Below are 24,079 nucleotides of genomic sequence, written 5' to 3' on the forward strand. Positions count from 1 at the left end.
CTGGCTCACACGATAAAGAGAAGGTAGCGGGCCGCGCTGTGCGCGGGCGTCATGAAAGCGCTGGGGCCGAATAGCTGATAGCGCAGGCAGTCGCCTGGCCGCAGGTCATGGCTATGGCCGTCGACCGTGATTTGCAGTTGCCCTTCGAGCAGCAGTAGGTGATGTTCGAGGCCGGGCCGCGGCGAGGCGTCGTACGTGATGTGCACACCGGCATCGAGCTCGCACTCCAGTACCTCCCCGCTCAGCGCCTGCGCAGGCGGCGATACCGAGCGCCGCCTGAAGCCGACGCCGGGGTCCGTCCAGAGCGGCTGCGTGGCGCGTGGCACCAGCGGCGCGAAGTCCTCTTCGACCATGTGCATGAGGCGCGACATCGGCAAGCCGTACGCGACGCAGAGCTTGCCGAGCACGCTCGCCGTGGGGCTGACGGCGGCGTTCTCCAGGCGTGACAGGGTGGCGCGGCTGACGCCGCTGAGCCGCGCGAGGTCGTCGAGCGACCAGTTGCGCTCGGCGCGCAGCGCCCGCAGACGCTGGGCAATGCGACGGTCGATGGTGTCGTCGTCGGAAGGTGTGATTTCCATATTCGGGAAATTATCCTGAATATGGAAAATAGTCAATGCACGGATCTACAACGCCGCCACATCGCGCGAGAAGGTCCACCCCTCCTTGGACTGAGGACGCAAGAGCAGGTAGAACGCCACGAAGTGCGTGATCATCAGCAGCGGCACGTAGAGGATGGGAATCCCGTACATCGAGCCCAGCTGCCCCGCCATGGAAGGCAGGTCGATCCGGGTCGCGTGGTAATAGTCGACGAGGATGTCGACCGCCCCCACGAGATTGAACGCGACCACCAGAACCCAGAAGAGCGGACGGATCCTGAAGGCGAGCAGCGCCAGCATCGCCAGCACGCCGGTTGCGAAGTCGCCATAAGCGGCGAACTGCGTGAAGCTGGCCGGCAGGCTGGGGCCGACCACGCCGGGCAGCATGAAGACCAGCCCGAAGAAGCGGAAGCTATGCAGCGTCGCGATGGCGCGTTGCGCGTCGGCGCGATCCATCGACTTGAGCCTGGGCAGCCCATACGGCACGAAGCAAAGCAGCCAGGCAACGTAGCCCAGAACGAGATGGATGCGGAAAAGCGTTTCGGTCGACATGGCGGAACTCCTGTCAGGAATGGGTCGACGCGGCCTCGAACACCGCGCTCAGGATGCCGAGCCGGCCTTCCATGAGATTGCGTCCGAGGTTGGCGGCAAGTTGTGCAAATTCCGGCCCCATGACCACGCCGAGATTGGGCGACGGCGCGGGCCCCGACGCGCGCATTTGAAGCGCCCAGTCTTTGGCGGCCTCGGTGTCGTCTTGCTAGGTCAGCGTGCGGAAACCGGCCGCTTCGATTGCCTCGCGCGTCACCCCGGCCTCGAGGAGCCAGCTCGTTGCCGGCGTGCGTGCCCACGGAAGCGGATAATGAGGTTCGCCGCCCTTCAGCACGACGTCGTACGTCGCAAACCTGCCGCCTGGCTTCAGCACGCGCCGCATCTCGCGGTAGAGCTGCGCACGGTCGGCGATGTTCATCGCCACATGCTGAAGCAGCACGACATCGAAGCGGGCGTCGTCGAAGGGAAGCTCCAGTGCACTGGCGGTCTGGAACGCCACCTGCGCGCTTTGTCCGGTGCGCGTGGTCAGGTAGCGCGCGGCGTCCACGAAGGGCTCGCTGAGGTCGACGCCGGTCACCTTGCAGCCATAGGCCGCGGCCAGAAAGCGTGCCGGCCCGCCGACGCCCGAACCGACGTCGAGCACCGCACTGCCGGCCGTAATCCCGGCGAGCCTGGCAAGCTCGACGGTCGCGGCGAGCCCGCGGGTGTGAAACTGGTCGAGCGTGCCCAGCTGCTGGGGCGTGAGCGGTTGGTCCTCCGGGCCAAAGGCAGCGAGCACCGCTTTCAGCCGCTCGGTGAGGCCGGTTGCGCGGTAGTGGTCGCGCACGCCATCAAGGCGATCAGTCATTGCAGGTTACCTCGTCAATTCAGGAGCTATCGGTGATCGGAGTCCGGCAGAGCGCGGAATTCCCGATCCGCAAGCTCAGTGTAGGATCGCTTCCTGCGAGTGACTATCCACGCTAATATCGACGCGTTATGAAGCAAAACTTCACAGTCCGGCAAGGCGCGCTCGACGGCGTCGAGGCGTTCCTGAGTGTTGTCCAGCACCGCAGTTTTCGGCGGGCGGCGGCAGCACTTGGCGTCACGCCTTCGGCAATCAGTCAGACGGTGCGCGTACTCGAGTCGCGCATCGGCGCAGCGCTCTTCGTTCGCACAACGCGTAGTGTCGGCCTGACCGAAGCCGGCGAACGGTTCCTGTCGCGGGCCAAGCCCGCCTTCGAGGAACTCGTCGCGGCAGGCGAGGTGGCGCGTGAACTCGGGCAGCGGCCGTCCGGGCTGCTGCGCCTCTCGGTGCCGAGTTCCGTCATGCCCACGGTGCTCGAGCCGCTGGTCGCGTCCTTCTGCCGTGCCTATCCCGAGGTCGAAGTCGAGATCGTTGCCAACGCGAAGTTCGTCGATCTCGCTGCGGAAGGGTTTGACGCAGGCGTCCGGATGGGCCAGTTCATCGAGGCCGACATGGTCGCGGTACGGCTGACGCCGCCGTTTCCGTTCGAGGTAGTTGGCAGCCCGGAGTATCTGACGGGGCGGACGCGGCCGGAGCGCATCGAGGATCTGCGTGACCATGCCTGTCTGCGCTTGCGCCGCACGAACGGGTCGATCGCGCCCTGGTCTTTCGTCGACGGCAACAAGCCGGTCGAGGCCATCGTCGCGGGCCCGCTCATCGCGCAGGACTATCCGACACTCGTCGGCGCGGCGATTCGAGGGGTGGGGCTCGCACAGGTGCCGCGCCCGGTTGCCGCCGCGGCGCTTGCGGACGGGCGTTTGCAGGCGTTGCTAACGCCCTTCGCGGTGATCACGCCAGGCGTATTTCTGTACCACTCTGGCAGAAATCAGGTCTTGCCCAAACTGCGCGCGTTCATCGACCACGTCAAATTCCGCGGCGCTGACGCGGGGGATGCCGGACCAACTAGTGAGCGGCGCGCAACGCCTCGTCCGCCACCGCCAGCCGGGAAGCCATGACCTTGACGACAAAGCGATGAATCTGCTGGGCGGTCACCGGATCGTCGCGTTCGAGCGTATGCAGCGACTCGAGCGTCAAACGCCGGACGCGCGCGGGCCCCTCGGCGAGCACATCCGCACTGCGCGCCTGCTGCGTGTACACCGCCATTTCGCCGACTATCGTCCCCTGTCCGAACGAGCGCAGCCTGAGAGACCGGCCGCGCGCAAGCGGCAATAACACCGTCACCCGGCCGCGCTCGACAAAGTACATCGCATCGCCGGGTTCGCCTTGACGGAACACCGCTTGCCCCGCATCGAGTTCGCGCACCTCCAGAAGGGTCAACAACTTGTTTAGCGCTTCTGACGTGAAATGCGGCGCGAGAAGTGCCTCGAAGTCCATATTGCCCTCGCTGACATCGGGCGCAGCGAGAGGGTCCGACGCCAGCAACGTATCTTCGACCCATTCCAGTCCCGCATCCAGCGTAGCGAATTCGTGAATCCGCAGGTTCAGCGTGCCGGTTTTCATGAGCAACTCACGCGAGCGTGCGGGCAGTCCCATCAGCACCAGGTCCGCGTCGCGCGTCGCGCATAGCTGCCTGAGCTTGACGAAGCTGAGCGATACCGACGCGTCCATGCCGGAGGTCGAAGCGAAGTCGAGGACAACGAAACGTATGCGTTTCGGACCGTGTGCGGTCAGCCTTTCGCGCACGCGCTGCAAGATCGAATTGGCCGTGCCGAAGAAGAGGAATCCTTGCAGGCACGTTCCACACACCTGCGTACCGAGTTCGCGTAGCCGTTGCGTTGCTTCGATACTGCGCTCGACATTCGACGTGCGCGTGCTGCCGTCGAACTCCATGCGCACGCAACTGACGCGGCCATACAAGAGTGCGAACATCACGCATGCGGCAATGATGCCGGCTATCACACCGGCGACGACGCCGTAGAACGCAATGGCGCCCAGAATGAGCGGCACGAGCAGATACTCGTGCCAGTTGAGCTTGCTATACGCACCGACCAGCCACTGGATCAGCAGCCGCAGTCCCATGAATAACTGCAGCCCAACCAGCACCGGCACCGGAAAAAGCGCAACCAGGCCGGGCCAGACGGCCAGCACGAGCAGGCACGCAAGGGAGGCGAATACGCCCGCCATGCGGCTCGACGCGCCGGCGCGCGCGTTGAGCATCGACCGGTTGTACGACTGGTAGCCGACCATCCCACCCAACATTCCGCTCGCGATGTTGGCGATGCCGGCCGCGCGCATCTCGCGGTTCAGGTCGATGTCTTCGCCGGTGGCCGCGCCAATCGCCGTCGAATTCATCAGGATCGTGATCGCCGAGATCGACGTGACCATGAGCGTCTCCGGCAAGTGCGCGGCGATGGCTGACCAGTCGACGCCGCCATGTGCCAGGGATCCCAGCGATGTAGGCAGATGCAACTCAGGAAGACGGAACGGATGTGCCGCCACGCGCGGCAGCAGTAACCCGGCGCTGCGGGCGTCGTCGATCGACAGGCCGGCAACAGGCAGTAGCAGGTAAAACAGCGCGACGCCGAATGCCAGCGTAATCGGCAGGGCAGCGGCGTGTTTCGAGGTGCGCGCCAGCAGCGTGGCCAACGCACAGACCAGCACGGCGGGTGTCCACATCAGCCAGTTCAGATGCGTCACCAGCGCCAGGCTGTGCCAGTTCAATGGCTCGCCGGTCACGACGCGAAACGCGCCCGCCATCAGCAGATAGCCGGTGCCGGCGAGGAAGCCTCCCAGCACCGGGTAGGGGAGGAATTGCAGCGAACGGCTGCGCCTCGAAGAACCAACCGCATACAGAATGATTCCCGTCACCACCGAACACAGCGCGATGGTAATCAGCACCGTTAGCAGAATCGTCTGCGGCGTCCCGCCGTCGGCCCGCACACTGCTGGCGACACCGGCCGCCACACCGGCAAGAAACGCCGTTGCGTTGCCGTCGGGTCCGCCGATGTTCACGCGCATCGAGCTCGTCAGCGAGATCACCAGCGCCGTCACCACGCAACTGATGAACGCCGTGGGAACACCAAGCCCGGCGTAACGGGCGAGATCCGCGCTGAAGATCAGCGTGCCCAGGCTCATGGCGTAGCAGAGCATGACCAGGGTCGATACCATGCCGGCCGACAGGTCGCCGAGCAGGCCCGTCATGCGCGGCCCGGCGCGGGCATCGGGTGACGGAACTGTCGTGGCTGGCTTCACAGTGCTCCCCGGTAAGGGCGGACGGAATCTCGCCTCGGCCGTGCGGTTCGCGTGGCGCGCTGCCGTTGGGTCTTGGTCGACCCTCACCGATCGTTCCGGAGGACGAACGACTGCACGTTGCGTCTCGCGACTCGAGTGTGCGCCTCCGGACACCATGGCCGGTACACGATGCAGTATCCGGCGTCGCCGCAACCAGTGTCAAACCCGGCGTCTGGTGTGCTGCGGCAAGCCACCGTGGTTTTGGCCGAATCGGCATCCACGTCGTCGCCGGTACCCCGTATCCGCCTCCTTCACGTTGGACGTACACTGCCCGGTATGGGTGGTCGAGCGTACCGGATTGGGCGGCGGCGATGGATATCGGTCAGTGGCTGCAGGCGTTGGGCCTCGAGCAATACGCAGCGGCATTTGCCGACAACGACATCGACTTCGCGATGCTGGCGCAGCTCGACGACGCCGATCTGAAAGAGCTCGGCGTTCTCTCGCTCGGGCACCGCAAACGCCTGCTGGCGGCGATCGCCGCGCAGCACGGCGCTCCGCCGGGCGCGCAACCGGCCGCGGTGAATTCACCCGCGAGCGAGCGCCGGCAAGTCACCATTCTCTTTGCCGATCTGTGCGGTTTTACCGCGCTGTCGCAAACGCTCGATCCCGAAGAGTTGCGCGAATTGACAGGGCGTTATACGGCACTCGTCGACGGGATCGTCCTCGGTTATGGCGGGACGATCGACAAGCACATCGGCGACGCCGTGATGGCGATTTTCGGCGCACCGCGCGCGCACGACACCGATCCGCTGCGCGCCGTGCGTGCCGCGCTGGAGATTCATGAGGCACTTAATGGACTGTGCGAGCGCGCGTCGCCGCAGCTGAGAGCGCACGTCGGCATCGCGAGCGGCGAAGTTCTGGCGGGGCCGCTGGAACGGGCGGACGTGCGCGACTACACGGTGCTGGGCGACTCCGTGAATCTGGCTGCCCGGCTGGTTGCCGCCGCCGGTCCCGGAGAAACGCTGCTCTCGGAGAGCGTGCATCGCGCGCTCGGTGAGGGCGTGCTGTGCGACGCCGGCGGCGCGATGAGCTTCAAGGGCATCGATTCGCCGGTGCGCGTGTGGCGCTTGCGCGGTCTCGCCTTTGAACCCGTCACGGCAAGCCGCAGCGTGTTTGTCGGCCGCAAGGCCGAACTCGAGCAGTTCAAGGGCCTCGCCCGCGCGTGCCTCGAACAGCGGGCGGGCCATGTCGTCTATGTCCGAGGCGAAGCGGGCATCGGCAAGACGCGGCTCGTGGATGAGATGCGCCGTTTCGTCGAAACGCTGGGCTTTGCCAGCCACCGCGCGCTCGTGCTGGATTTCGGCGTGGGCAAGGGCCAGGATCCGGTGCGCGCCATTGTCGGCAGCCTGCTGGACCTGCGGCCCGCGGACGGGCCGGATGAACAGCGCGCGGCTGCCGCACGGCTTGCCGCATCGGGGGCCGTCGGCGCCGATCAGCTGATGTTTCTCCACGACATTCTCGACCTCGCGCAAACCGGCGAATGGCGCACGCTCTACGACGCCATGGACAACGCCGCGCGCACACGCGGCAAGCGCGCGGTCATCGCGGCGATCACTGCGGACGTATGCCGGCGCAGGCCGATCATGATCGTCGTGGAGGACCTGCATTGGGCCGATCCGCAGGTGCTCGGCGATCTGGGCGCGCTCGCCGCGGCGATTGCGGGCGGTCCGGGGCTGCTGGTGATGACCTCGCGCGTAGAGGGCGATCCGCTCGACGCGGCATGGCGCGCAGGTTGCCGTGGCACTCCTTTCGCCACGATCGACCTCGGCCCGCTGCGCGGCGATGAAGCGCTGAGCCTCGCCGGCACGTATATCGATGCCACCGAGCGTGTCGCGCTTGCCTGCGTCGCGCGAGCCGGCGGCAATCCGCTGTTCCTCGAGCAGCTGCTGCACAACGCCGAGGAGGGCAGTGAGGAGGCGGTTCCCGCGACGATCCAGAGCCTCGTGCTGGCGCGCATGGACCGGCTGACGGCCCGCGACCGCGAAGCCTTCCAGGCCGCCGCGGTCATCGGGCAGCGTTTCGGACTTGCCTTGCTGCGGCGCTTGATCAATGAGCCGGACTACGTGTGCCACGGACTCGTCGCCAACGCGCTCGTCTTGCCGGAAGGCGAAGATTATCTGTTCGCCCACGCGCTCATTCAGGAGAGTGCCTACTCGACGCTGCTGCGCTCGCGCCGGCGCGACCTGCATCGCCTCGCCGCCGACTGGTTTGCGGCGACCGATCCCGTGCTGCGTGCCCAGCATCTCGACCGCGCCGAAGACGAGCGGGCGCCTCGCGCGTATCTGGACGCAGCCGTAGCGCAACGCGCGGCCTATTTCACCGACGCGGCATTCCGGCTGGTCGAGCGCGGTCTGCAAATCGTGCAAGGCGATGAGGATCGCCACGCGCTGATTTGCATCAAGGGCGAATTGCAGCGCGATCTGGGCGACATTGCCGCCTCGATCGCGACTTACCGTGAAGCGGTTGCCGGCGCGCCGGACGAAGCCAGTCTTTGCCAATCCCAGCTTGGGCTCGCCGAAGGGCTGCGGGTCAGCGAAGGCCTCGCGGAAGCGCTTACGCTGCTCGACGCGGCTCAGCAAGTGGCGCACCGGCTGGATCGCGTGCCGGAACTCGCGCGGCTGCATCACCTGCGCGGCAACATCCTGTTTCCGCTTGGCCGGATCGACGATTGCCGCGCCGAACATGAGCGCGGACTCGCCTATGCAAGGCGCCTCGGCTTGCCGGAAGCGGAGGCGCGTGCGCTCGGCGGTCTTGCGGACGCCGCCTACGCGCAAGGACGCATGCGCACCGCCTTCGAACATTTCAGCCAATGCGTTGCGTTGAGCCGCGAACACGGCTTCGGCCGCATCGAGGTCGCCAATCGCTCGATGACCGGCTTCAGCCGGATCTATCTCAATCAGGCCCGCGCCGCGCGCGAGGAAGCCAATGCCGCCGCGCGCGCCGCGGCGCTGGTCGGTCAGCCCCGGGCGCAGATGCTGTGCGAAACGTTAGGGGTTTTTGTCTGCTGCGAAATGGGCGATCTGCCGGCTACGCTGATCCATCTCGAGCGTGAGACGCAGATCATCCGTCAACTCGGGGCGCGCCGTTTCGAGGCGCAGAATCTGGAAATGCGCGCGCGGGTGCTGCTCGACAGCGGGCGTCTGCGGGAGGCGGCCGAATTGCTGCGCGAAGCGCTGAAGATTTGCCACGAGGTGGGGCCGCAGTTCAGCGCACCCAAGACGGTGAGCGCACTGAGCCGTGCCGTCGATGACGACGGCGAGCGCGCAAGCCTGCTCGCCGAAGGCGCGCGGATGTTGCAGCGCGGCGCGGTGGGCCACAATCATTTGTGGTACTACCGCGACGCGATCGAAGCGACGTTGTCCGCCGGCGACGCGGAAGGCGCCTTGCGCTATGCCGCGGCGCTCGAAGATTACACCCGCGTCGAGCCGCTGCCGTGGGCGGAACTGTTCGTCATGCGCGGCCGCGCGCTGGCCCACGTGCTGCAGGACGGTTCGAGCAAGGATGCGCTGAGTGAACTCGCGCGGGCACGCGTGGCGCTCGTCGAAGCCGGGTTCAGCAACTATCTGCCCGCGGTGGACGCGGCGCTTGCCGCGTAGCGGAGCCGGGCGGAGCATACTCGCCGGAATCCCGGCCCCGGAGCGGCGATCATGAGCGCGCAACAAGAAGCGGCATTCACCTTCACCGACAGCAACGTCGCGCCATGGCTGGACTCGAAAGCAGCCCGTGGGGTCACGGTGAAAAATCTCGGCAAGGTGAATGGACGCGCAATGCAGTTAGTACGCTTCGAGCCTGGCGTGGTCTTTCCGGATCATCGGCATGATGGGCCCGAGTTTATCTTCATGCTGGAAGGCGAGGCGATTCAGAACGGGCACGTGTTGGCGGGCGGCTGGAGCGGTGTCGCGGCGCAAGGCACGGTCGACGAGCGGTTCCGTAGCGATACCGGCTGTCTGTTCCTGCTCTGTTACGCTGTGTGATGCCGCGCCAGCGATATAACAACAACGGATGGAGATTCGAGTGAACAGCCGTTCCTTGCCTGAGATTGAAAGATTGATCGCAACGTTCTATGCCGCCTTCGACAATCGAAATTCGCGACCGCCGGCGATCGCGGAACTTCGCCAAATGTTCACCGCCCAGGCCACGATTACACGCCTGACGCCCGATCGCATCGAAACATGGACGACAGACGCTTTTATCGCGCCACGCGCCGCCATGCTTTCAGACGGGACGCTCACGGAATTCCACGAGTGGGAAGTCGATGGCCAGACAACCGCATTCGACAGCATTGCCAGCCACTGCTCTCACTACAGAAAAGCGGGCATGCTGAATGGCGCACCCTACGGTGGCGAGGGGCGCAAGTTCATCCAGCTTTGTCGGATCGATGACCGCTGGCTGATCAGTTCGATTCTTTGGCAGGACGTCTGATTGCACGTCCCCTACACAAACCGCATCCGCCATAAGTCGGTCACAGGCCTCGTCGCGCGCTTTACCTGACGCTCCCCGGCAGCACGACAAAGTCTTCGATCTTGTCGATCTTGTCGAGCGCCCGCAGCAAGGGTTCGGGTGGGGACGTGAGCTTACGGTTGGTCAGATCGAGCCAGCCTACTGTGGACGTGACCCGCGCGGCCAGCGTCTCACCCCGAAAGAACTCATTGCGGATGACCATCCGGCTGCCGTCGTTCGAAAGACCCGCCATCGTCAGGCGTACGGTCATGCGATCGAGCAGGTGAAATTCGCGAAAATATTCGATCTCGTCTTTCATGACGACGGGACCGATGCGCAGCCGCATGAACTCCGTCATGGAGAACCCTTGCTCCGCGAAGTAAAGCATTCGAACGTCGGCGGACTTGTCGAGATAGGCCGTGTTCTTCATGTGCGAATTGAAGTCCATGTCCCCCCAGCCGGCGAACAGTTCCTGCTCGAACATGCTTTCTCTCCCTGGTTATCCCTGTACCGCCTGGTTCTTCAGACCGAGCACGTCGATCGGCTCGATGACCGGCGGGCTGGCAAGCAATTCACCCGCGTGCGCCATCAGTGCCTGCGCAATGGGACCGTTCAGGTGTGCCTGCCGGTCGGCTTCGGAGGAAAACGCGTCGAATATGCCAAAGGTGGTGGGTGAGAGGCGCAAAGCGAACCAGATCGGGGTGGTGGCCTCCTGATTGGCCAGATCGAGACCGGCCGCGAGAAAGTCCGCGACGGCCTGCTCCTTGCCGGGTTTTGCTTCGAGCCGTGCAAACAATGCATGTTTGATCATCTCTGCTCTCCAGAATCCGCGCCCAGGCGGGTGCAAAGCGCACAGCGAGTTGCCGTGCCGGTTCCCATGCTACCGCGTCAGGACGATGACGACGCAACCGCGGCCGTGCGCCGCGCCGTTGCGCAGATTCGTGCCCGGCCACGGCTCGGGCCGTTTATGATAGAGCCCACCCATCAGAAGGCGCCGCCCGGCCCATCATCCACGAGCTCCGGCGACTGTGCCGCAACGTCATCCATGAATTCCACTCCTGACGCCACCTCCCGTCCTTCGATTCGCGCGTTGACCTTGCTTGAAGGGCGCGTGCTCGGCGTGCTCGTCGAAAAGCAGCACACGGTGCCGGACAGTTATCCGCTGTCGCTGAACGCGCTGACCCTGGGCTGCAATCAGAAAACCGGCCGCTCGCCGGTCATGAACGCCACCGAAGCCGAAGTGCTGACAGCCGTCGACGGCTTGAAGCGGCTGAGCCTGGTGATGGAGGGCAGCAGCAGCCGCGTGCCGCGCTTCGAGCACAACCTGAACCGGGTGCTGGGTTTGCCGAGCCAGTCGGCGGCGTTGCTCACCACCTTGCTGCTGCGCGGGCCGCAAACGGCTGCCGAACTGCGCCTGAACAGCGCGCGGCTGCATGGCTTTGCCGATATCTCATCGGTCGAAGCCTTTCTCGACGAACTCGCCGCCAACGAACCGCCACGAGTCGTGAAGCTCGCGCGCACGCCGGGCGAGCGTGAGAATCGCTGGATGCATCTGCTCTGCGGGGAAGTCAGCGCGGCCGAGCTGGCGCAGCCAGGGGGTGAAGACGAGGAGGTGCCTTTGTCCGCGTTCGAGGCAGTGAAGGCCGAACAGAAACGGCTCGCCGACGAAGTGAGCCGGCTTCAGGCCGTGGTGCGCCGCATGGCCGCAGAGTTGGGGATCGACGCGAGCGATCTCACGGCGGGCGAATCAGCCGCCGAATAAGACCTCCTTCGCCTTTTGCTCACACTGAACCCGCAAAAGGCGAATCGCCAACAGAAAGTCGCGGCTTAAAACTTGTAGTTCACGGAAGCGATCGTATTCAGCTCGAAGCGCTTTTCGGTGATCGGGCTATTCGCCGCGTTATGTTCGAGGCGCCCGAAAGTTGCGGCCACCGAGCCGTTCCAGTGGCGGGAAAAATCATACGTCACCTGGGCGTTCAGATGAACGTCCCGTATTCCGGCGCTGGTGTTGTACGTGGGCAATCCCGAGGCCGCGCTTTGCTGTCCCGAGACGCCGAAAAACGTCCGCGTGTACGTGCCGTTCGCCCACGTCACACCCGGGCCGACGGAAAACAGCCAGCCGCCCACCGGCGCCGAGGCCACCAGGTCGGTACTGACCGTCGTGCCCTGGTGATTCCCCGCAATGTCCTGATACAGCTGCACCGAGCCAGTGAACGCCCACCACGTATAGTCGGCGAACAGGCGCAGCTTGGGACCGCCGTCCACATCGCCGAGACCATGCAGGTGCTGCGGATCGTCCGACTCCTTGCGCGACTGGAAATCGAAGCTCAGCGAAGCGCCCACGTGATACGCCGGCCCGCGCAGCACATTCACGCCGAGCACGTCCGGGCCTTGCGAGAAAAACCGGTCGTCGTAAGAGATGTCGAGCGCCGGGAACGGTATGTAGCTCAACTGCCGCGAGCCCGGATATCTCGGCGTGATCACGAGGCCGGGGCCGACACCGATTTTCCATTTGCTCTCGGTGGACGCGCCCGTGCCGGTGGTCGGGCTCGAGTCCGTGCTCGTACCTGCATTCGTGCCCGCCGCTGCATCGTCCGCATGGGCGGCTTGCGCGGCGCCGAGACCCAGCGCCGCGGCCACCAGCAACGACAGCCTCGACACCTGCGCCCCGCGCACCGCCTTGTACTGCGTGAGCGCCCTCATGCGCGCTCCTTGCCGAGCGCGGCGAGCTGCCGGAGGCGGCGCGCGAGCGCCTTCGAAACGACCTGCTTGCCGTTGTCGTCGCCGCTGCGGGCGGCTTCACTTTCGCGAAGGAACAGCGCGGTTTCGCGCGCGACGATTTCGCGCTCGTTGTCCGACGTAATCATGTGATACGAATCATCCAGCCAGATTGTGCGTAAGAAGGCCGCGCCGATATGGCGGGCCACGAAGCGGGCATTGCGCGGGCTCGAGGTTTCGTCGTCGATCGCGTGGACGATCAGGCAGTCTGTCCTGACGTCATGCACGAGCGTGCGCACCTTCGACGCGAGGCGGCTCGCCTCATGCAACGCCGGCAGCGAGATCGTGGACGGCCCGACTTCGCTGAAGTCGCTGCGCTGCATCGCGCGCGCGATCTTGGCCCGCAGCGCCTCGTTGCGCAGGCCGAACGGCGCCTGCTCGCGGTAGCGCCAGTGCTTGCGCATCGGCGTGTAATACGCCCAGTTGAGCAGGAAGCGGTACCACGGGATCGCCCAGCCGTCGTACGAGAGCGTGAGCGACAGCAGCACGAGCGACTGCGCCTGTGGCCGGCGCTGTGCCAGCGCAAGCGCGAGCGCCGCGCCGATCGACAGCCCGCAAATCGACACGCGCTCAAACCGCGCGGCGAGCGCGTCGTACTCGCGCACGGCGGCCTCGATCCAGACTTCCATCGCGGCTTCGTCGGAACCCGCGCTATAGCCGGACAACAGGGGCGCGCAGATCGTGAAACCTTCCGCGTTCAGAAAGCGCGCGAGAAAACGCAATTCCAGCGGCGAACTCGACAGGCCGTGCAACATCAGCACGGCGTGACCATCGCCGTCGAGGAAGAGGGGGCTCGGTTGATTCACGTTGTCAGGCTCCGATCCGCAGCACGAGGAAGTCGCCCGCATGGGTCGTGAACCGCTCGCACATACAATCGGTCAGCTTCAATGCGCCGTCGCCGGTTTTCAGGCGCACGCGATGGCTGCCTGGGTACAGTGCCTTGCTCAGGCGGTGAATGTCGTCGGGATGCACATCCGCAAAGCGCGGGCCGGGGGCGATCTCGTTGGGCAGGCGCGGCAGCGCGCCGTGCGGTTTGCCCTCCGCCGACGGCTGCAATGCATTGCGCTCGAGCGCCTGAATGAAAATGAAGGTCCGGTGGTGATGCGAGAGGTGCCGCAGCAGGCGGTGCGTTTCGTCCACCGCGCGGCGCGCGAGCATGCGTTCGTTATCGTGGCGCAGCAGCATTTCATAGCGCGACTGCGCCACCGAGGCGATCAGTTCCGCGCGAAACTGCGAGCGCCGCAACCGCTCGATCAACGCGATGACCAGCAGCGTGACCAGCGGATAGGAAATCAGCAGAACCAGATCCGCGCGATCGAACACGGTGATGACCGCGTAAGGGGGCACGAACAGATAGTCGGCAATGCACAGGCCGAGCAGCATGACGACCAGCGCCGGCGCCAGGCCAAAAAAATACTCGATCAACGAGGCCGCGATACAAAACGCGGTGCCCGGCAGGAACGGGCCGATAAACGGGTGGAGCAACAGGCGCAAGCCGCCGGCAATCGCCAATGCAGCGGCTGCCGCGAGCCAGGCGCGCGTTCCCCGAGGTGCCCAGCGTCGGGCGTTTTGTACTTCCATGATATTTTTTTAAGGGCGCAATGACGCTGCCCGATTGAGTGTGACACGCGCGTTAAAGCGCAGGTCGGACAATACCATAAGCACTTGAATGCAATGGCAAGGCAGCTGTAACTTCACGCGTTCAGGAGCGCGAATATTGCCTTTCGATTGGATAACGGCCGGCGCGCGAATGAAATGAGGCCATCCGACCATAGCCGATGGTGCGGGACGTTACCTTAAGTAACGCTTAAGCGACCGCCCGGCGATGTTGCCGCCAGGCCTGAATGCGGGCAGCCGGCACGGCGAGCGGAAGGGTGGGCTCAGACGTCGCGGCTGCGCTGCGGGTTCGTGGAGAGCGTGCGCTGGGTGCGATGGAAGATGCGCGGCGGCACGTTCGGCGAGTCTTCGGCGAGCCGGTCGAGTTCGTCGCGGATCGCGGTGAGATAGTGGCCGTCGCGCGCATCGGCGTCGCCGGAGTAGATTGCTTCGAGTCTGCGGCGCACGGCGCCGTAGCGCGCGCCGGCAGCGCGGTGCTTCTCCGCGCGCTCGGCGTAGCGCAGAAACGTCTGCAGCGCGGCGGACACAGTGGCCGTCACGCTCACGAGTCCGACCGCGATCCGCAGTTGCGGCGAGACCGCGGCCGAATTCAGCGAGGCAAACACCGCCGTTCCCACGAAGGCGGTCAGCGCGGTCACCAGCCAGCCGACCTGGCGGTCGCGCGCCGAGAGCAGGTCGGCCATGTCGTAGTGGCTCATCTGGGATTCGCGCGCGCGGCGGATCCATTTCAGCAGTAGCTCGTTTTCGTCAACCGGGGGCGCGTAGGCCGGCAGATTCTTCATGTCGCTCGTCAGGGCTGTTGGGTGGCGCAAGCTTGGCGCATGCGTCTGACGATACTGTGCCACATGAAGACGGCGCGCCGCGCGCCGCCATAGCGTTGGCGCTACTGCACCGGCGCCGCTTGCCGTGCCACGCCGAAGCGCTCGTCATGCGCCTTGCCGTTCAGATAGAAGCCGCCGATCGCGGCCTCGCGGATGATGGCCGGATTATGCGATGCGAGCACGCGCGCGTTGCGCCAGTAGCGGTCGAAGCGGCGCGTCTCGCTGGTGGCCGTGGCGCCGCCCACCTCGAACAGCAGGGTGGCCGCCTGCAGCGTCTGCTCGATGGCGATCTGCTGAGCCTGGAAGGTCTGGATATCGAGGTGAATATAAGTCTGCTCGCCGGTGCGGCCCGCCTGCCGCGCCACCGTCACGTCTTCGAGCGCCTGTGCAAGTGACGCGCTGACGCTCTGCGTCGAGTAAGCGAGGCTCGCCAGACGGCCTATCACGCGCTGCACCAGCGGGTTGTCGCGCGGACTCGATTCACCCGGCATGCCGAAGGTGCGGGTTTTGGCTTGCGTGAAGGCGACCGCATCGCGCAGCGCCGCGCGGCTGATGCCCGCGAGATTCGCCACATGCAAAGCCTGGTAATACGCGGTGAGCAGGCTGTTGCGGCGCGGCTCGGACGCGTCATACCGGCGGTAGAGATTCTCTTGCGAGACCGGCACGTGCGTGAAGCGCGTGGTGCCGCTGCCGGTGAGGCGTTGCCCGAAACCATCCCAGTCGTCGATGCGTTCGAGCCCCGGCGCGTCGGTTTTGACCAGCACGCGCACGTCGCTCACGCCGTCGTGCGCGGTGACGTCGACCCAATCCGCGTAGAGCGTGCCGGTGGTGTAGTACTTCTCGCCGTCGAGATGCCACGCATCGCCGGTTTGCGTGAGACGCACGCTGTTGCCGGTGATCTCGGTGCGCTCGGACACCGCGCCGCCGATAATCGCCCCTTGCGCGATCCGCGTGAGCCAGCGCTCGCGCAGCGCTTCATCGTCCTGTTCGAGCAGCGATTCGATAAAGGCGCCATGCACGCGCAGAATTTGCGGCAGATTCGAATCCGCTTCGCCGAGACGGGTCACGAGCGCGAAGAACTCCGTGAGCGAGATGCCTTCGCCGCCATACTGTTTGGGCACGCGCAGTCTGGTGTAGCCCGCTTCACGGAGCCACTCCACCGGTGCGTAAGCGAGTTCGCGATCCTGCTCGCGCTTGACCGCGCCTTCGGCAATGCGGGCGAAGACCGGCGCGAAGCGGCGGGTCAGCGGGTCGTCGCCGAAAAGTTGCGCGGCGTCGGCGACGGTGTGAGCCGGGTTCGTGGGCGATTCAACTGCGGACATGGGTTCTCCGAAAATAGAGCGCGCGGGGCGCAATCAGAGAACGGTACGGGAGGAGGCAAGCCGCGAGCAACGAAGTATTTGGCCGATTCTTAGCAGCCGGCGTGCAATGGATGGGAATGGGCGGGAACGGGCAAGGCAGCGCGAGTGCCTTGCCCGTTCCAGGCTCAGTCGTACGAAAACGCTCCGCCGAACTTCTCGATACGTTCGAGCGCCATGCCCGAGCCGCGCACCACGCAGGTCAGCGGCTCTTCGGCAACGAACACCGGCAAGCCGGTCTCTTCAGCCAGCAGGCGGTCGAGATCGCGCAGCAGCGCGCCGCCGCCCGCCAGCATGATGCCGCGCTCGGCGATATCGGCGCCGAGTTCCGGCGGCGTCTGCTCCAGCGCGATCTTCACGGCCGAAACGATCTGGTTGAGCGGATCGGTCAGCGCTTCGAGAATCTCGTTGCTGGACACCGTGAAACTGCGTGGAATGCCTTCGGACATATTGCGGCCCTTGACTTCCATCTCTTTGATCTCGGAGCCCGGAAACGCGGAGCCGATTTCCTTCTTGATCGCTTCAGCCGTTTGCTCGCCGATCAGCATGCCGTAGTTGCGGCGAATGTAGTTGACGATCGCGTCGTCGAACTTGTCTCCGCCCACGCGCACCGAGCCTTTGTAAACGATACCGCCGAGCGAGATCACGCCCACCTCGGTGGTGCCGCCGCCGATATCGACCACCATCGAACCGGTCGCATCCGAGACCGGCAAGCCCGCGCCGGTGGCCGCGGCCATCGGCTCCTCGATCAGATAGACCTGCGAGGCGCCCGCGCTGTGCGCGGCCTCCTTGATCGCGCGCCGCTCCACCTGGGTGGACCCGCACGGCACGCAGATGACGATGCGCGGCGACGGCGCGAACATGCGTGTTTCGTGCGCCATCTGGATGAAGCGCTTGATCATCTGCTGGGTGATGTTGAAATCGGCGATCACGCCATCTTTCATGGGGCGGATCGCTTCGATATTGCCCGGCACTTTGCCGAGCATCTGTTTCGCTTCCTTGCCGACGGCCAGAATGATCTTCTTGCCGTTTGGGCCGCCTTCCTGGCGAATCGACACCACCGACGGTTCGTCCAGCACGACGCCTTTGCCGCGCATGTAAATCAGGGTGTTCGACGTGCCGAGGTCAATGGCCAGGTCGTTGGAAAAAAAGCCGCGCAGAAAGCCGAACATGCCAATTCCTGTTTCGCGAGTGCCGAGCGCGCAAGCACCGCTTGGGAGCGCCGCCCGGAGGCGGCAGGCGACCGGTTGACGGTCGGGAGAGACGCAAGAATAGCAGCTTCGGGTGAGCAGGCCATTTCAGCCGCGAGACTGACGCCGCAACGGCGAATCCGGCGCCACGCCGACGCACAGCGTACGCCGCCGCACACAGCGCAATGCCGGCTCGGCGCATGCTTTTATCATCCGTTTCTGTCCGCGCCGGCGGCGTCCTGCTCGAAGACACGCAAGCGGACACGGCATGATGCGAGGCAACATGGACGGGACAACCCAGTCTGCGCGGCGCTACGAGGTGATCAGCGGCGAAGCTGAATTTCGCGCCTTGCAGTCCGAATGGGATGCGCTGTGGTCGCAGGCTCACGGTTACGCCTATCAGTCATTCGGCTTTTGCTGGCTGGCATGGAAGTACGTGTCGAAGCCGCATGGGCGCAAGCTCAAGTGCATCGTCTGCCGCGACGACGGCAAGCTGGTGCTGGTCTGGCCGCTCGCCACCATCAGGCGCCTGCTGTGGCGCTGTCTCGTGCCGCTCGGACCCGAGGGCGGCGACCTGACGAGCGTGCTCGTCGAGGACAACGAATTAACCGGGGAACTCGTGGCCGGCGCGTGGGACGTCGCGCGCAAGCGTTGCGGCGCCGATTTCATTCACCTGTCCTACGTGCGCGAGGGGCTCGAACTGTGGTCGCTGGTGTCGCGCGAGCGCAGGGTGCTGGTTGCCGAGCCGTACACCGTGTCCGCCGCGACATTGCGCGGGCAGGGCAGCTGGGACGACTATTGCCGGACGCTCGGCACCTTGTTTGGCAAGCGGCCCGGCGGCTTCGCGAAGAAGTTGTCCAAGGAAGGCACGGTTGCCGTGCGCATGCTCGATCCGGCCGAAGAAAGCGAAACGGCGGCCATTATCGAATGGATGCTCAAATGCAAGCGCGTCTGGAGCGAGCGAACCGGCAAGTGGAGCGAGTGGCTCGATTCGCCCGAGTTCGAGCGCTTCCTCGGCAAACTGATCTATTCCAGCGAGGTGCCGTCGATCGCGCGCCTGATCGTGGTCACGCTCGACGAAACGCCGGTATCCGCGATTGTCGTGACCTTGGGGAATCCGTGTGCCAGCGCGGTCATTGCCGGCTTCGATCCGCACTACGGTAAATGCTGCCCGGGACTGATCACGATCGAGCAATGCGTCAAGTGGGCCTTCGAGAGCGGCTACGACCTCGATTTCGGCGTGGGCAACGAGGACTTCAAGATTTACTGGTCTCGCGGTCAGACCAGCACCGCGTGGACCGTGCGCACCATCAATACGCACTGGGGCCTGCTGGCGGCGCATGCGCGCAATGCGGTGCGGGGTCTCATCGCGCACGCAAAGACGCCGTGGCGGCCCGGCGCTGCGGCGCCGCACGCAGATGAGCCAGGCTCGTCTCACGCGCCGGCCATGCCGTCCCACAGAGCGTAACGACGCAGCCGACGCAGCCGGCTTGACACCCAGAACATCCGCGGCACAGGTGGCGCGCTGCGCCAGCCGCTTTCCTTACGGGATCGTTACCATCCGCCGGCGTGCTTGACGGTATCATTTCACCGTCAAGAAACGGCGGAGCAATCGATGCGTATCCTGGTGATCGAGGACGAGCTGAAAACAGCGGCGTACCTGAAGAAAGGTCTGGAAGAATCCGGCTACGCGGTCGACGTGGCGAATGACGGCCCGCAAGGGCTGATCCTCGCCCAGGAAGAAGACTACGACGTGATCGTGCTCGACGTGATGCTGCCCGGCATGGACGGCTGGACGATCGTCAAAACGTTGCGCAGCACGCGCACCACGCCGGTGCTGTTCCTGACCGCACGCGACGACGTCGACGACCGCGTGCGCGGCCTCGAGCTCGGCGCGGACGACTATCTCGTCAAACCCTTTGCCTTCGTCGAATTGCTGGCGCGCGTGCGCACGCTCGCGCGCCGCGGCCCGCCGCGCGAAAGCGAACTGATCAAGGTAGGCGATCTGGAGATGGACGTGAATCGCCGCCGCGTGAAGCGGGGCGGCACGCGCATCGATCTCACGCCGCGTGAATTTTCGCTGCTGCAACTGCTGGCGCGCCGTCAGGGCGAAGTGCTGAGCCGCACGCAGATCGCCTCGTATGTGTGGGATATGAATTTCGACAGCGACACCAACGTGGTCGAAGTCGCAATCCGCCGGTTGCGCACCAAGATCGACGATAACTTCGACGTGAAGCTGATCCACACCGTGCGCGGCGTGGGCTACGTGCTCGAACTGAAGGACGCGGCTTGATGCGCGGCCGCTCGCTCGCCGCGGCGCTCGCGCTGGCGTTCGGCGCGACTACCCTGGCGGTTTTCGTGCTCGTCGGCAGCTTCCTGTACCTCGCGCTCGAGAAGCAGATCAAGGCGCAGGACGATCTCGACATCGTGCTCGCCGCGCGCCACGCCCGGCGCCTCGCGGAAGAACTGGAGTCGCCTCTGGGCATTCGCGAGCATGATGAGCGTTTGAGCAGCATCGTGCTCGGCAACGCAGCCATGTCGATGGAAGTGTTCGATCCCAGCGGCAACCGCGCGCTCGAACACAATATCGCGGCGTCGTTCGCGATGCCCGCTACGGCCAGCGGCGCGGCGACCTTCACCACCACGTTTGCGGCATTGCCGCAGCTCAAGCGCGTGGCCGCAGCCGACCGTATTACCGAAGCCGACATCGGCGAATGGACCGGCCGCAATGGTGCGCCGATTCGCGGCATTCTCACGGACGCGCGCCTCGGCAACGGCGAAACGGCCAGCGTGCTGGTGGCGCGCAACATGAGCGACCGCTGGCGGCTGCTGGACCAGTACCGCGACAAACTCCATATCGCGGGCGTGTCCGGCGTGCTGCTGTCCATGCTGCTCGGCTACCTGCTGATCCGCGCCGCGCTGCGCCCGGTACGGGACATCGCGGCAAGCGCGAGCCTCGTGACCGTGAACCGCCTCAACACGCGCATTGCGGTGGCGCGCGTGCCGCAAGAGCTCGAGGCGCTGGTGGAGTCGCTGAACGCGATGCTCGCGCGGGTCGAGCGCGGCTTTCAGAACCTGTCGCGCTTCACCGCCGATCTGGCGCACGACATGCGCACGCCGCTTAGCAATATGCGCGGCGCCGCCGAAGTGGCGCTCGCGCGGCCGCGCTCCGTCGACGAATACGAGTCGTTGCTCGCCTCGAATGTGGAGGAATGCGACCGGCTGTCGAGAATGATCGAAAACGTGCTGTTTCTCGCGCGCGCCGAGCATCCGCAGTTCGTCAAGCACATGCGCGAGTTCGACGCAGGTCAGGAGTTGCACCATATCGCCGACTACTTCGAAGGAATCGCGGACGAAGCCGGTGTGCGCCTACGTGTCAGCGGCACGGCGAGCGTGACGGCGGATCTCGAACTGTTCCGCCGGGCGGTGAGCAATCTGCTGGCCAATGCGATTCGCTATACGCCACAGGGTGGGGAGATTGTGCTGGACGCGAGCGCCACGGTCGACCAGGTGCGCGTGAGCGTGGAGAACCCGGGGCAGCCGATCCCCGCCGAACATCTCGAGCGCATTTTCGACCGCTTCTACCGGGTCGATCCGTCACGCAGTGCGCTGCCGTCATCGGGCCTGTCGCAAGGCTCGACGGGATCGACGGGGCTCGGGCTTGCCATCGTGCGATCGATCATGGAGCTGCATGGCGGCTCGGTGCAGGCACAGAGCGACGCGAAGAGTACGCGCTTCGTGCTGACGTTCCGGCGCGGCGGGTGACGCCTGCCGCGCACACGGCCAGTGTGCCTCCGGTTGTGCCGAGGGGGGTAACTACGCACCCCACGTTCCGCCCAGCGCCTTGACCAGCAACACACTTGACTCCAGTTGCCGCGCGGCGATCTGATCCGCGGTGCGCTCATTCGTCAACGCAATCGTCTGCGCGGTCACCACGTCGAGATAGCTCACGGCGCCCGCGTTGAAGCGATTCGTCGTGAGCTTCAACGACAGATCGGCGGCGGTGGTGGCGCGCTGCTGGCTGGCGGCTTCATCGGAGAGCGCGTGCAGCGCGGAGAGATTGTCCTCGACCTGCTGGAACGCCACCAGCACCGATTGACGATAGTCGGCCACCGCGCCGTCGTATTGCGCCGTTGCGCCGTGCAGGGTCGCTTTGCGCTGACCGCCGTCGAACAAGGTGCCGGCCAGTTGCGAGCCGAGCGACCAGAAGAGACTGGGCGCCGTCAGCCAAGGCGCAAAAAATGTGCTTTCCAGCCCGGCGCTCGCCGACAGCACCAGATTCGGATAGAACGCCGCGTGCGCCACGCCGATACGGGCATTGGCCGACGCCACGCGCCGTTCGGCGGCGGCGATATCGGGGCGGCGTTCCAGCAGTTGCGACGGTACGCCAACCGGAATGATCGGCGCCGCGACAGCCGAGCCGTTCGGCGGCAGCGTGAAAGTCGACGCCGGTTCGCCGATCAGCGTGGCGATCGCGTGCTCCATTTGCGAGCGTGTCACGTCGATGTCGGTATCCTGCGTGCGCGTCGCTTCGAGTTGCGCCGTGGCCTGGGCGACGGCGGAAGCGTCGATGGCACCGTTCTTTAGCTGCTGCTGCAACAGGTTCAACGCCGCAGCGTAGGCCTTCACGCTGTCGTCGAGCAGCTTCTTCTGCGTGTCGAGCGAGCGCAGCGAGAAATAGTCGATGGCAAGATCGGCGCTCATCGAGAGGCGCACGCCTTCGAGGTCCGCCTCGCTCGCCTGGGCGTCGGCTTTCGCGCCGGCCACGCTGTCGCGGATCCGGCCGAAGAGATCCGGCTCCCAGCTCGCCGCCACGCCGGCGGAATAATCCGGCACGGTCTGGCCCGCGAGCGATTTTCCTTCGACATTCTGCGAAAGCCGCGTGCGGTCCACCCCGACGCCGGCGGTCACCGTCGGGACGAAGCCGGCGTGCTGATAGTCCACCATCGAACGCGCCTGCTGAACCTGTGCGACCGCCTTGAGCACGGTTTGATTCGACACGTCGATGCGCGCTTCGAGCTGGTTCAGAACAGGGTCGCCGAAGATCGTCCACCATGGGCCGCGCGGCGCCGCATCGGCCGGTGCGGCCTGGGTCCAGCCGGCCGCCGTGCCTGCGTACTGCGCGGGGATCTCGGCGCTTGGACGCTGATAGGGCGGCAGGGTCGTGCACGCGCTGAGCAGCGTGCCGATAATCGCGGCGGCGAGCGTGCGGCGCACCATCGGCCGTGAAAAAGACAGGGAAAACATCGCCGGATCCTCCTTTTAACGGCGCACTTGGCTGTGCGTGGCGGGCGCGATCTGCACCATCTGACCGGAGCTCAGCGAATCGCCGGGGTTGTCGATCACGCGGTCGGTGGCGGCGAGGCCCGTGGTGATCTCCACGTGCGTGCCGAAATCGCGCCCGATATGCACGGTCTTCAACTGCGCGCGGCCCTGGCTGTCGACTACGGCGACCGTCACACCGTCCGGCCGGAACAGCAGGGCGCTGACGGGCAGATCGAGCGCTGGCGTGGCCGATTGCAACTGCAGATGCACCTGCACGTAAGCACCGGGCAGCAGCGCGTGATCCTTGTTGTCGACATCCACCTCGACGCGCAGCGTACGGCTAGACGGATCGATCGAGCCGGTGCTGCGCGCGACCTTCGCGGCGATATGGCGGCCCGGATACTGTTGCGCCGTGAGATACACCTGGGTGTCCGGCGTGACGTACGGCGCCTCGTTCTGCGGCACGTCGACAAAGACCCGCAGCTCGGCGGTCTGCTGGATGTGGAACAGCTCGCCCGTCATGCCCGCGGTGCCCGGCGTGCCGCCCGCCGTGACCAGCGCACCGACGTCGACGTTGCGCGCGGTGATCACGCCGTCGAACGGCGCGGTGATCTTCTCGTACGAGACCAGTTCTGCGAGACGCGCGACATTGGCCTGCGCCGATGCGAGCATCGCGCGGCGCGCCTCCATGTCGCTGACTTTGGTGTCGGCGTCCTGCTGCGCGACGGACTGCGTTTTCAGCATCGCCTGCCAGCGGTCCGAGGTGGTCTTCGCGTAGTCGAAGTTGGCTTGCGCGGTGGCTTCGTCGGCGCGGGCCTGGCGCAGTTGCGCGTCGAGGTCCGGCGCCTCGATCGTCGCGAGGGTCTGGCCGCTCTTGACCTCGGTGCCAATGTCGGTGTTCCAGTGCGCCAGATAGCCGCTCGTGCGCGCGTAGATCGAGGCATCCGCGAATGGCGTGACGGCGCCGGGCAGCAGCAGTTCGTTGGAGGTCGGCGCGGCGCGCGGCGTGACGACTGACACGCTGACCATGCTTTGCGCCTGCGTTTGCTGAGTCAGTGCGGCGCTGGCATGCAGACGCGGCACGATGCCGACGATCAGCAACGCCGCGGCGAGTCCGGCCAGCGCGAACGGCCAGAGCCGGCGGCGCGGTGCCTGGGTGCCGGGCTCGGTACCGGGTTGAGCACTGGATTGCGTGGTGGATCCGGCCGCCTCGGCGGTCCGCTCGTCCAGCTCCGGCGGAAGTGATGAATCGTTCATGGACAGGGTCTCG

The 24,079-nt window shown here is 65.5% G+C and carries 23 protein-coding genes; 8 read left to right on the plus strand and 15 right to left on the minus strand.

Annotated elements, in window-relative coordinates; all coding sequences use genetic code 11:
* Positions 1-5: 5 nt before the first annotated feature.
* The 4 genes from A6V37_RS03710 to A6V37_RS03720 are packed head-to-tail and all read right to left on the minus strand — an operon-like array spanning position 6 to position 1,992.
* On the minus strand, positions 6-578 hold the full coding sequence (locus A6V37_RS03710) for a helix-turn-helix domain-containing protein (protein WP_064264855.1): 573 nt from the start codon (positions 576-578) through the stop codon (positions 6-8).
* 45 nt (positions 579-623) lie between these two features.
* Entirely contained in the window at positions 624-1,148 is a 525-nt protein-coding gene (locus A6V37_RS03715) for a hypothetical protein (RefSeq protein WP_064264856.1), read from the minus strand.
* A gap of 13 nt (positions 1,149-1,161) precedes the next feature.
* Positions 1,162-1,314 carry a hypothetical protein gene (locus A6V37_RS42025; protein ID WP_242665688.1) on the minus strand — a complete coding sequence of 51 codons (153 nt, stop codon included), beginning with the start codon at positions 1,312-1,314 and terminating at the stop codon, positions 1,162-1,164.
* 39 nt (positions 1,315-1,353) lie between these two features.
* Positions 1,354-1,992 carry a class I SAM-dependent methyltransferase gene (locus A6V37_RS03720; RefSeq protein WP_242665689.1) on the minus strand — a complete coding sequence of 213 codons (639 nt, stop codon included), beginning with the start codon at positions 1,990-1,992 and terminating at the stop codon, positions 1,354-1,356.
* A 128-nt stretch (positions 1,993-2,120) separates the two neighbouring features.
* Here A6V37_RS03720 and A6V37_RS03725 point away from each other — a divergent pair, with 128 nt between their 5' ends.
* Complete coding sequence (locus A6V37_RS03725) at positions 2,121-3,104, plus strand: LysR substrate-binding domain-containing protein (protein WP_064285784.1); 984 nt, start codon at positions 2,121-2,123, stop codon at positions 3,102-3,104.
* Here the strand turns inward: A6V37_RS03725 and A6V37_RS03730 are convergent.
* Positions 3,052-5,301: a SulP family inorganic anion transporter gene (locus A6V37_RS03730; RefSeq protein ID WP_423213083.1), complete on the minus strand. Its 2,250-nt coding sequence runs from the start codon at positions 5,299-5,301 to the stop codon at positions 3,052-3,054. The genes A6V37_RS03725 and A6V37_RS03730 overlap by 53 nt on opposite strands.
* A 350-nt stretch (positions 5,302-5,651) precedes the next feature.
* On the opposite strand from A6V37_RS03730, the gene A6V37_RS03735 reads away from it, so the two are divergent.
* Genes A6V37_RS03735 through A6V37_RS03745 form a run of 3 tightly spaced genes read left to right on the plus strand, consistent with a single transcriptional unit; the run spans position 5,652 to position 9,762 of the window.
* A complete protein-coding gene (locus A6V37_RS03735; RefSeq protein ID WP_064285785.1) occupies positions 5,652-8,936 on the plus strand; it encodes an adenylate/guanylate cyclase domain-containing protein in 3,285 nt (1,094 codons plus the stop codon).
* Positions 8,937-8,987: 51 nt separating this feature from the next.
* Entirely contained in the window at positions 8,988-9,314 is a 327-nt protein-coding gene (locus A6V37_RS03740) for a cupin domain-containing protein (RefSeq protein WP_064264860.1), read from the plus strand.
* Between the two features lie 40 nt (positions 9,315-9,354).
* On the plus strand, positions 9,355-9,762 hold the full coding sequence (locus A6V37_RS03745) for a hypothetical protein (RefSeq protein WP_082902531.1): 408 nt from the start codon (positions 9,355-9,357) through the stop codon (positions 9,760-9,762).
* Positions 9,763-9,823: 61 nt separating this feature from the next.
* Here the strand turns inward: A6V37_RS03745 and A6V37_RS03750 are convergent, their stop codons facing one another.
* On the minus strand, positions 9,824-10,264 hold the full coding sequence (locus A6V37_RS03750) for a thioesterase family protein (protein ID WP_064264862.1): 441 nt from the start codon (positions 10,262-10,264) through the stop codon (positions 9,824-9,826).
* A 15-nt stretch (positions 10,265-10,279) separates the two neighbouring features.
* Positions 10,280-10,591 carry a putative quinol monooxygenase gene (locus A6V37_RS03755; protein WP_064264863.1) on the minus strand — a complete coding sequence of 104 codons (312 nt, stop codon included), beginning with the start codon at positions 10,589-10,591 and terminating at the stop codon, positions 10,280-10,282.
* 234 nt (positions 10,592-10,825) lie between these two features.
* Between A6V37_RS03755 and A6V37_RS03760 the strand changes: the two genes are divergently transcribed.
* The gene (locus A6V37_RS03760; protein ID WP_064264864.1) at positions 10,826-11,542 is read left to right on the plus strand and encodes a YceH family protein; all 717 of its coding nucleotides are present in this window, start codon (positions 10,826-10,828) and stop codon (positions 11,540-11,542) included.
* 65 nt (positions 11,543-11,607) lie between these two features.
* Here A6V37_RS03760 and A6V37_RS03765 read toward each other — a convergent pair whose 3' ends face one another.
* From A6V37_RS03765 to A6V37_RS03790, 6 genes are all read right to left on the minus strand, one after another.
* On the minus strand, positions 11,608-12,483 hold the full coding sequence (locus tag A6V37_RS03765; protein WP_064264865.1) for a MipA/OmpV family protein: 876 nt from the start codon (positions 12,481-12,483) through the stop codon (positions 11,608-11,610).
* Positions 12,480-13,313 (minus strand): alpha/beta hydrolase, encoded by an 834-nt coding sequence (locus A6V37_RS03770; protein ID WP_242665692.1) that lies wholly within the window; start codon positions 13,311-13,313, stop codon positions 12,480-12,482. The genes A6V37_RS03765 and A6V37_RS03770 overlap by 4 nt, the downstream gene beginning before the upstream one ends.
* Positions 13,314-13,368: 55 nt before the next feature.
* The gene (locus A6V37_RS03775; protein ID WP_064264867.1) at positions 13,369-14,139 is read right to left on the minus strand and encodes a DUF4118 domain-containing protein; all 771 of its coding nucleotides are present in this window, start codon (positions 14,137-14,139) and stop codon (positions 13,369-13,371) included.
* A gap of 299 nt (positions 14,140-14,438) precedes the next feature.
* Entirely contained in the window at positions 14,439-14,957 is a 519-nt protein-coding gene (locus tag A6V37_RS03780) for an SLATT domain-containing protein (RefSeq protein ID WP_064264868.1), read from the minus strand.
* A 101-nt stretch (positions 14,958-15,058) separates the two neighbouring features.
* Entirely contained in the window at positions 15,059-16,318 is a 1,260-nt protein-coding gene (locus A6V37_RS03785) for an acyl-CoA dehydrogenase family protein (RefSeq protein WP_064264869.1), read from the minus strand.
* 164 nt (positions 16,319-16,482) lie between these two features.
* The gene (locus A6V37_RS03790; protein ID WP_064264870.1) at positions 16,483-17,526 is read right to left on the minus strand and encodes a rod shape-determining protein; all 1,044 of its coding nucleotides are present in this window, start codon (positions 17,524-17,526) and stop codon (positions 16,483-16,485) included.
* Between the two features lie 286 nt (positions 17,527-17,812).
* Here A6V37_RS03790 and A6V37_RS03795 point away from each other — a divergent pair, with 286 nt between their 5' ends.
* The 3 genes from A6V37_RS03795 (at position 17,813) to A6V37_RS03805 (ending at position 21,309) form a co-directional block, all read left to right on the plus strand.
* Positions 17,813-19,012 (plus strand): GNAT family N-acetyltransferase, encoded by a 1,200-nt coding sequence (locus tag A6V37_RS03795; RefSeq protein WP_242665690.1) that lies wholly within the window; start codon positions 17,813-17,815, stop codon positions 19,010-19,012.
* Between the two features lie 147 nt (positions 19,013-19,159).
* Entirely contained in the window at positions 19,160-19,837 is a 678-nt protein-coding gene (locus A6V37_RS03800; RefSeq protein ID WP_064264871.1) for a heavy metal response regulator transcription factor, read from the plus strand.
* The gene (locus A6V37_RS03805) at positions 19,837-21,309 is read left to right on the plus strand and encodes a heavy metal sensor histidine kinase (protein ID WP_064264872.1); all 1,473 of its coding nucleotides are present in this window, start codon (positions 19,837-19,839) and stop codon (positions 21,307-21,309) included. The genes A6V37_RS03800 and A6V37_RS03805 overlap by 1 nt, the downstream gene beginning before the upstream one ends.
* Before the next feature lie 51 nt (positions 21,310-21,360).
* On the opposite strand, the gene A6V37_RS03810 is transcribed toward A6V37_RS03805, so the two are convergent.
* Together A6V37_RS03810 and A6V37_RS03815 are read right to left on the minus strand one after the other, a co-directional pair.
* Positions 21,361-22,791 (minus strand): efflux transporter outer membrane subunit, encoded by a 1,431-nt coding sequence (locus A6V37_RS03810; RefSeq protein WP_064264873.1) that lies wholly within the window; start codon positions 22,789-22,791, stop codon positions 21,361-21,363.
* Positions 22,792-22,806: 15 nt separating this feature from the next.
* Positions 22,807-24,066, minus strand: coding sequence for an efflux RND transporter periplasmic adaptor subunit (locus A6V37_RS03815; protein WP_064285786.1), 1,260 nt, complete (start codon positions 24,064-24,066; stop codon positions 22,807-22,809).
* Positions 24,067-24,079: the final 13 nt, after the last annotated feature.

This window comes from Paraburkholderia ginsengiterrae, assembly GCF_001645125.1.
GTDB lineage: Bacteria > Pseudomonadota > Gammaproteobacteria > Burkholderiales > Burkholderiaceae > Paraburkholderia > Paraburkholderia ginsengiterrae.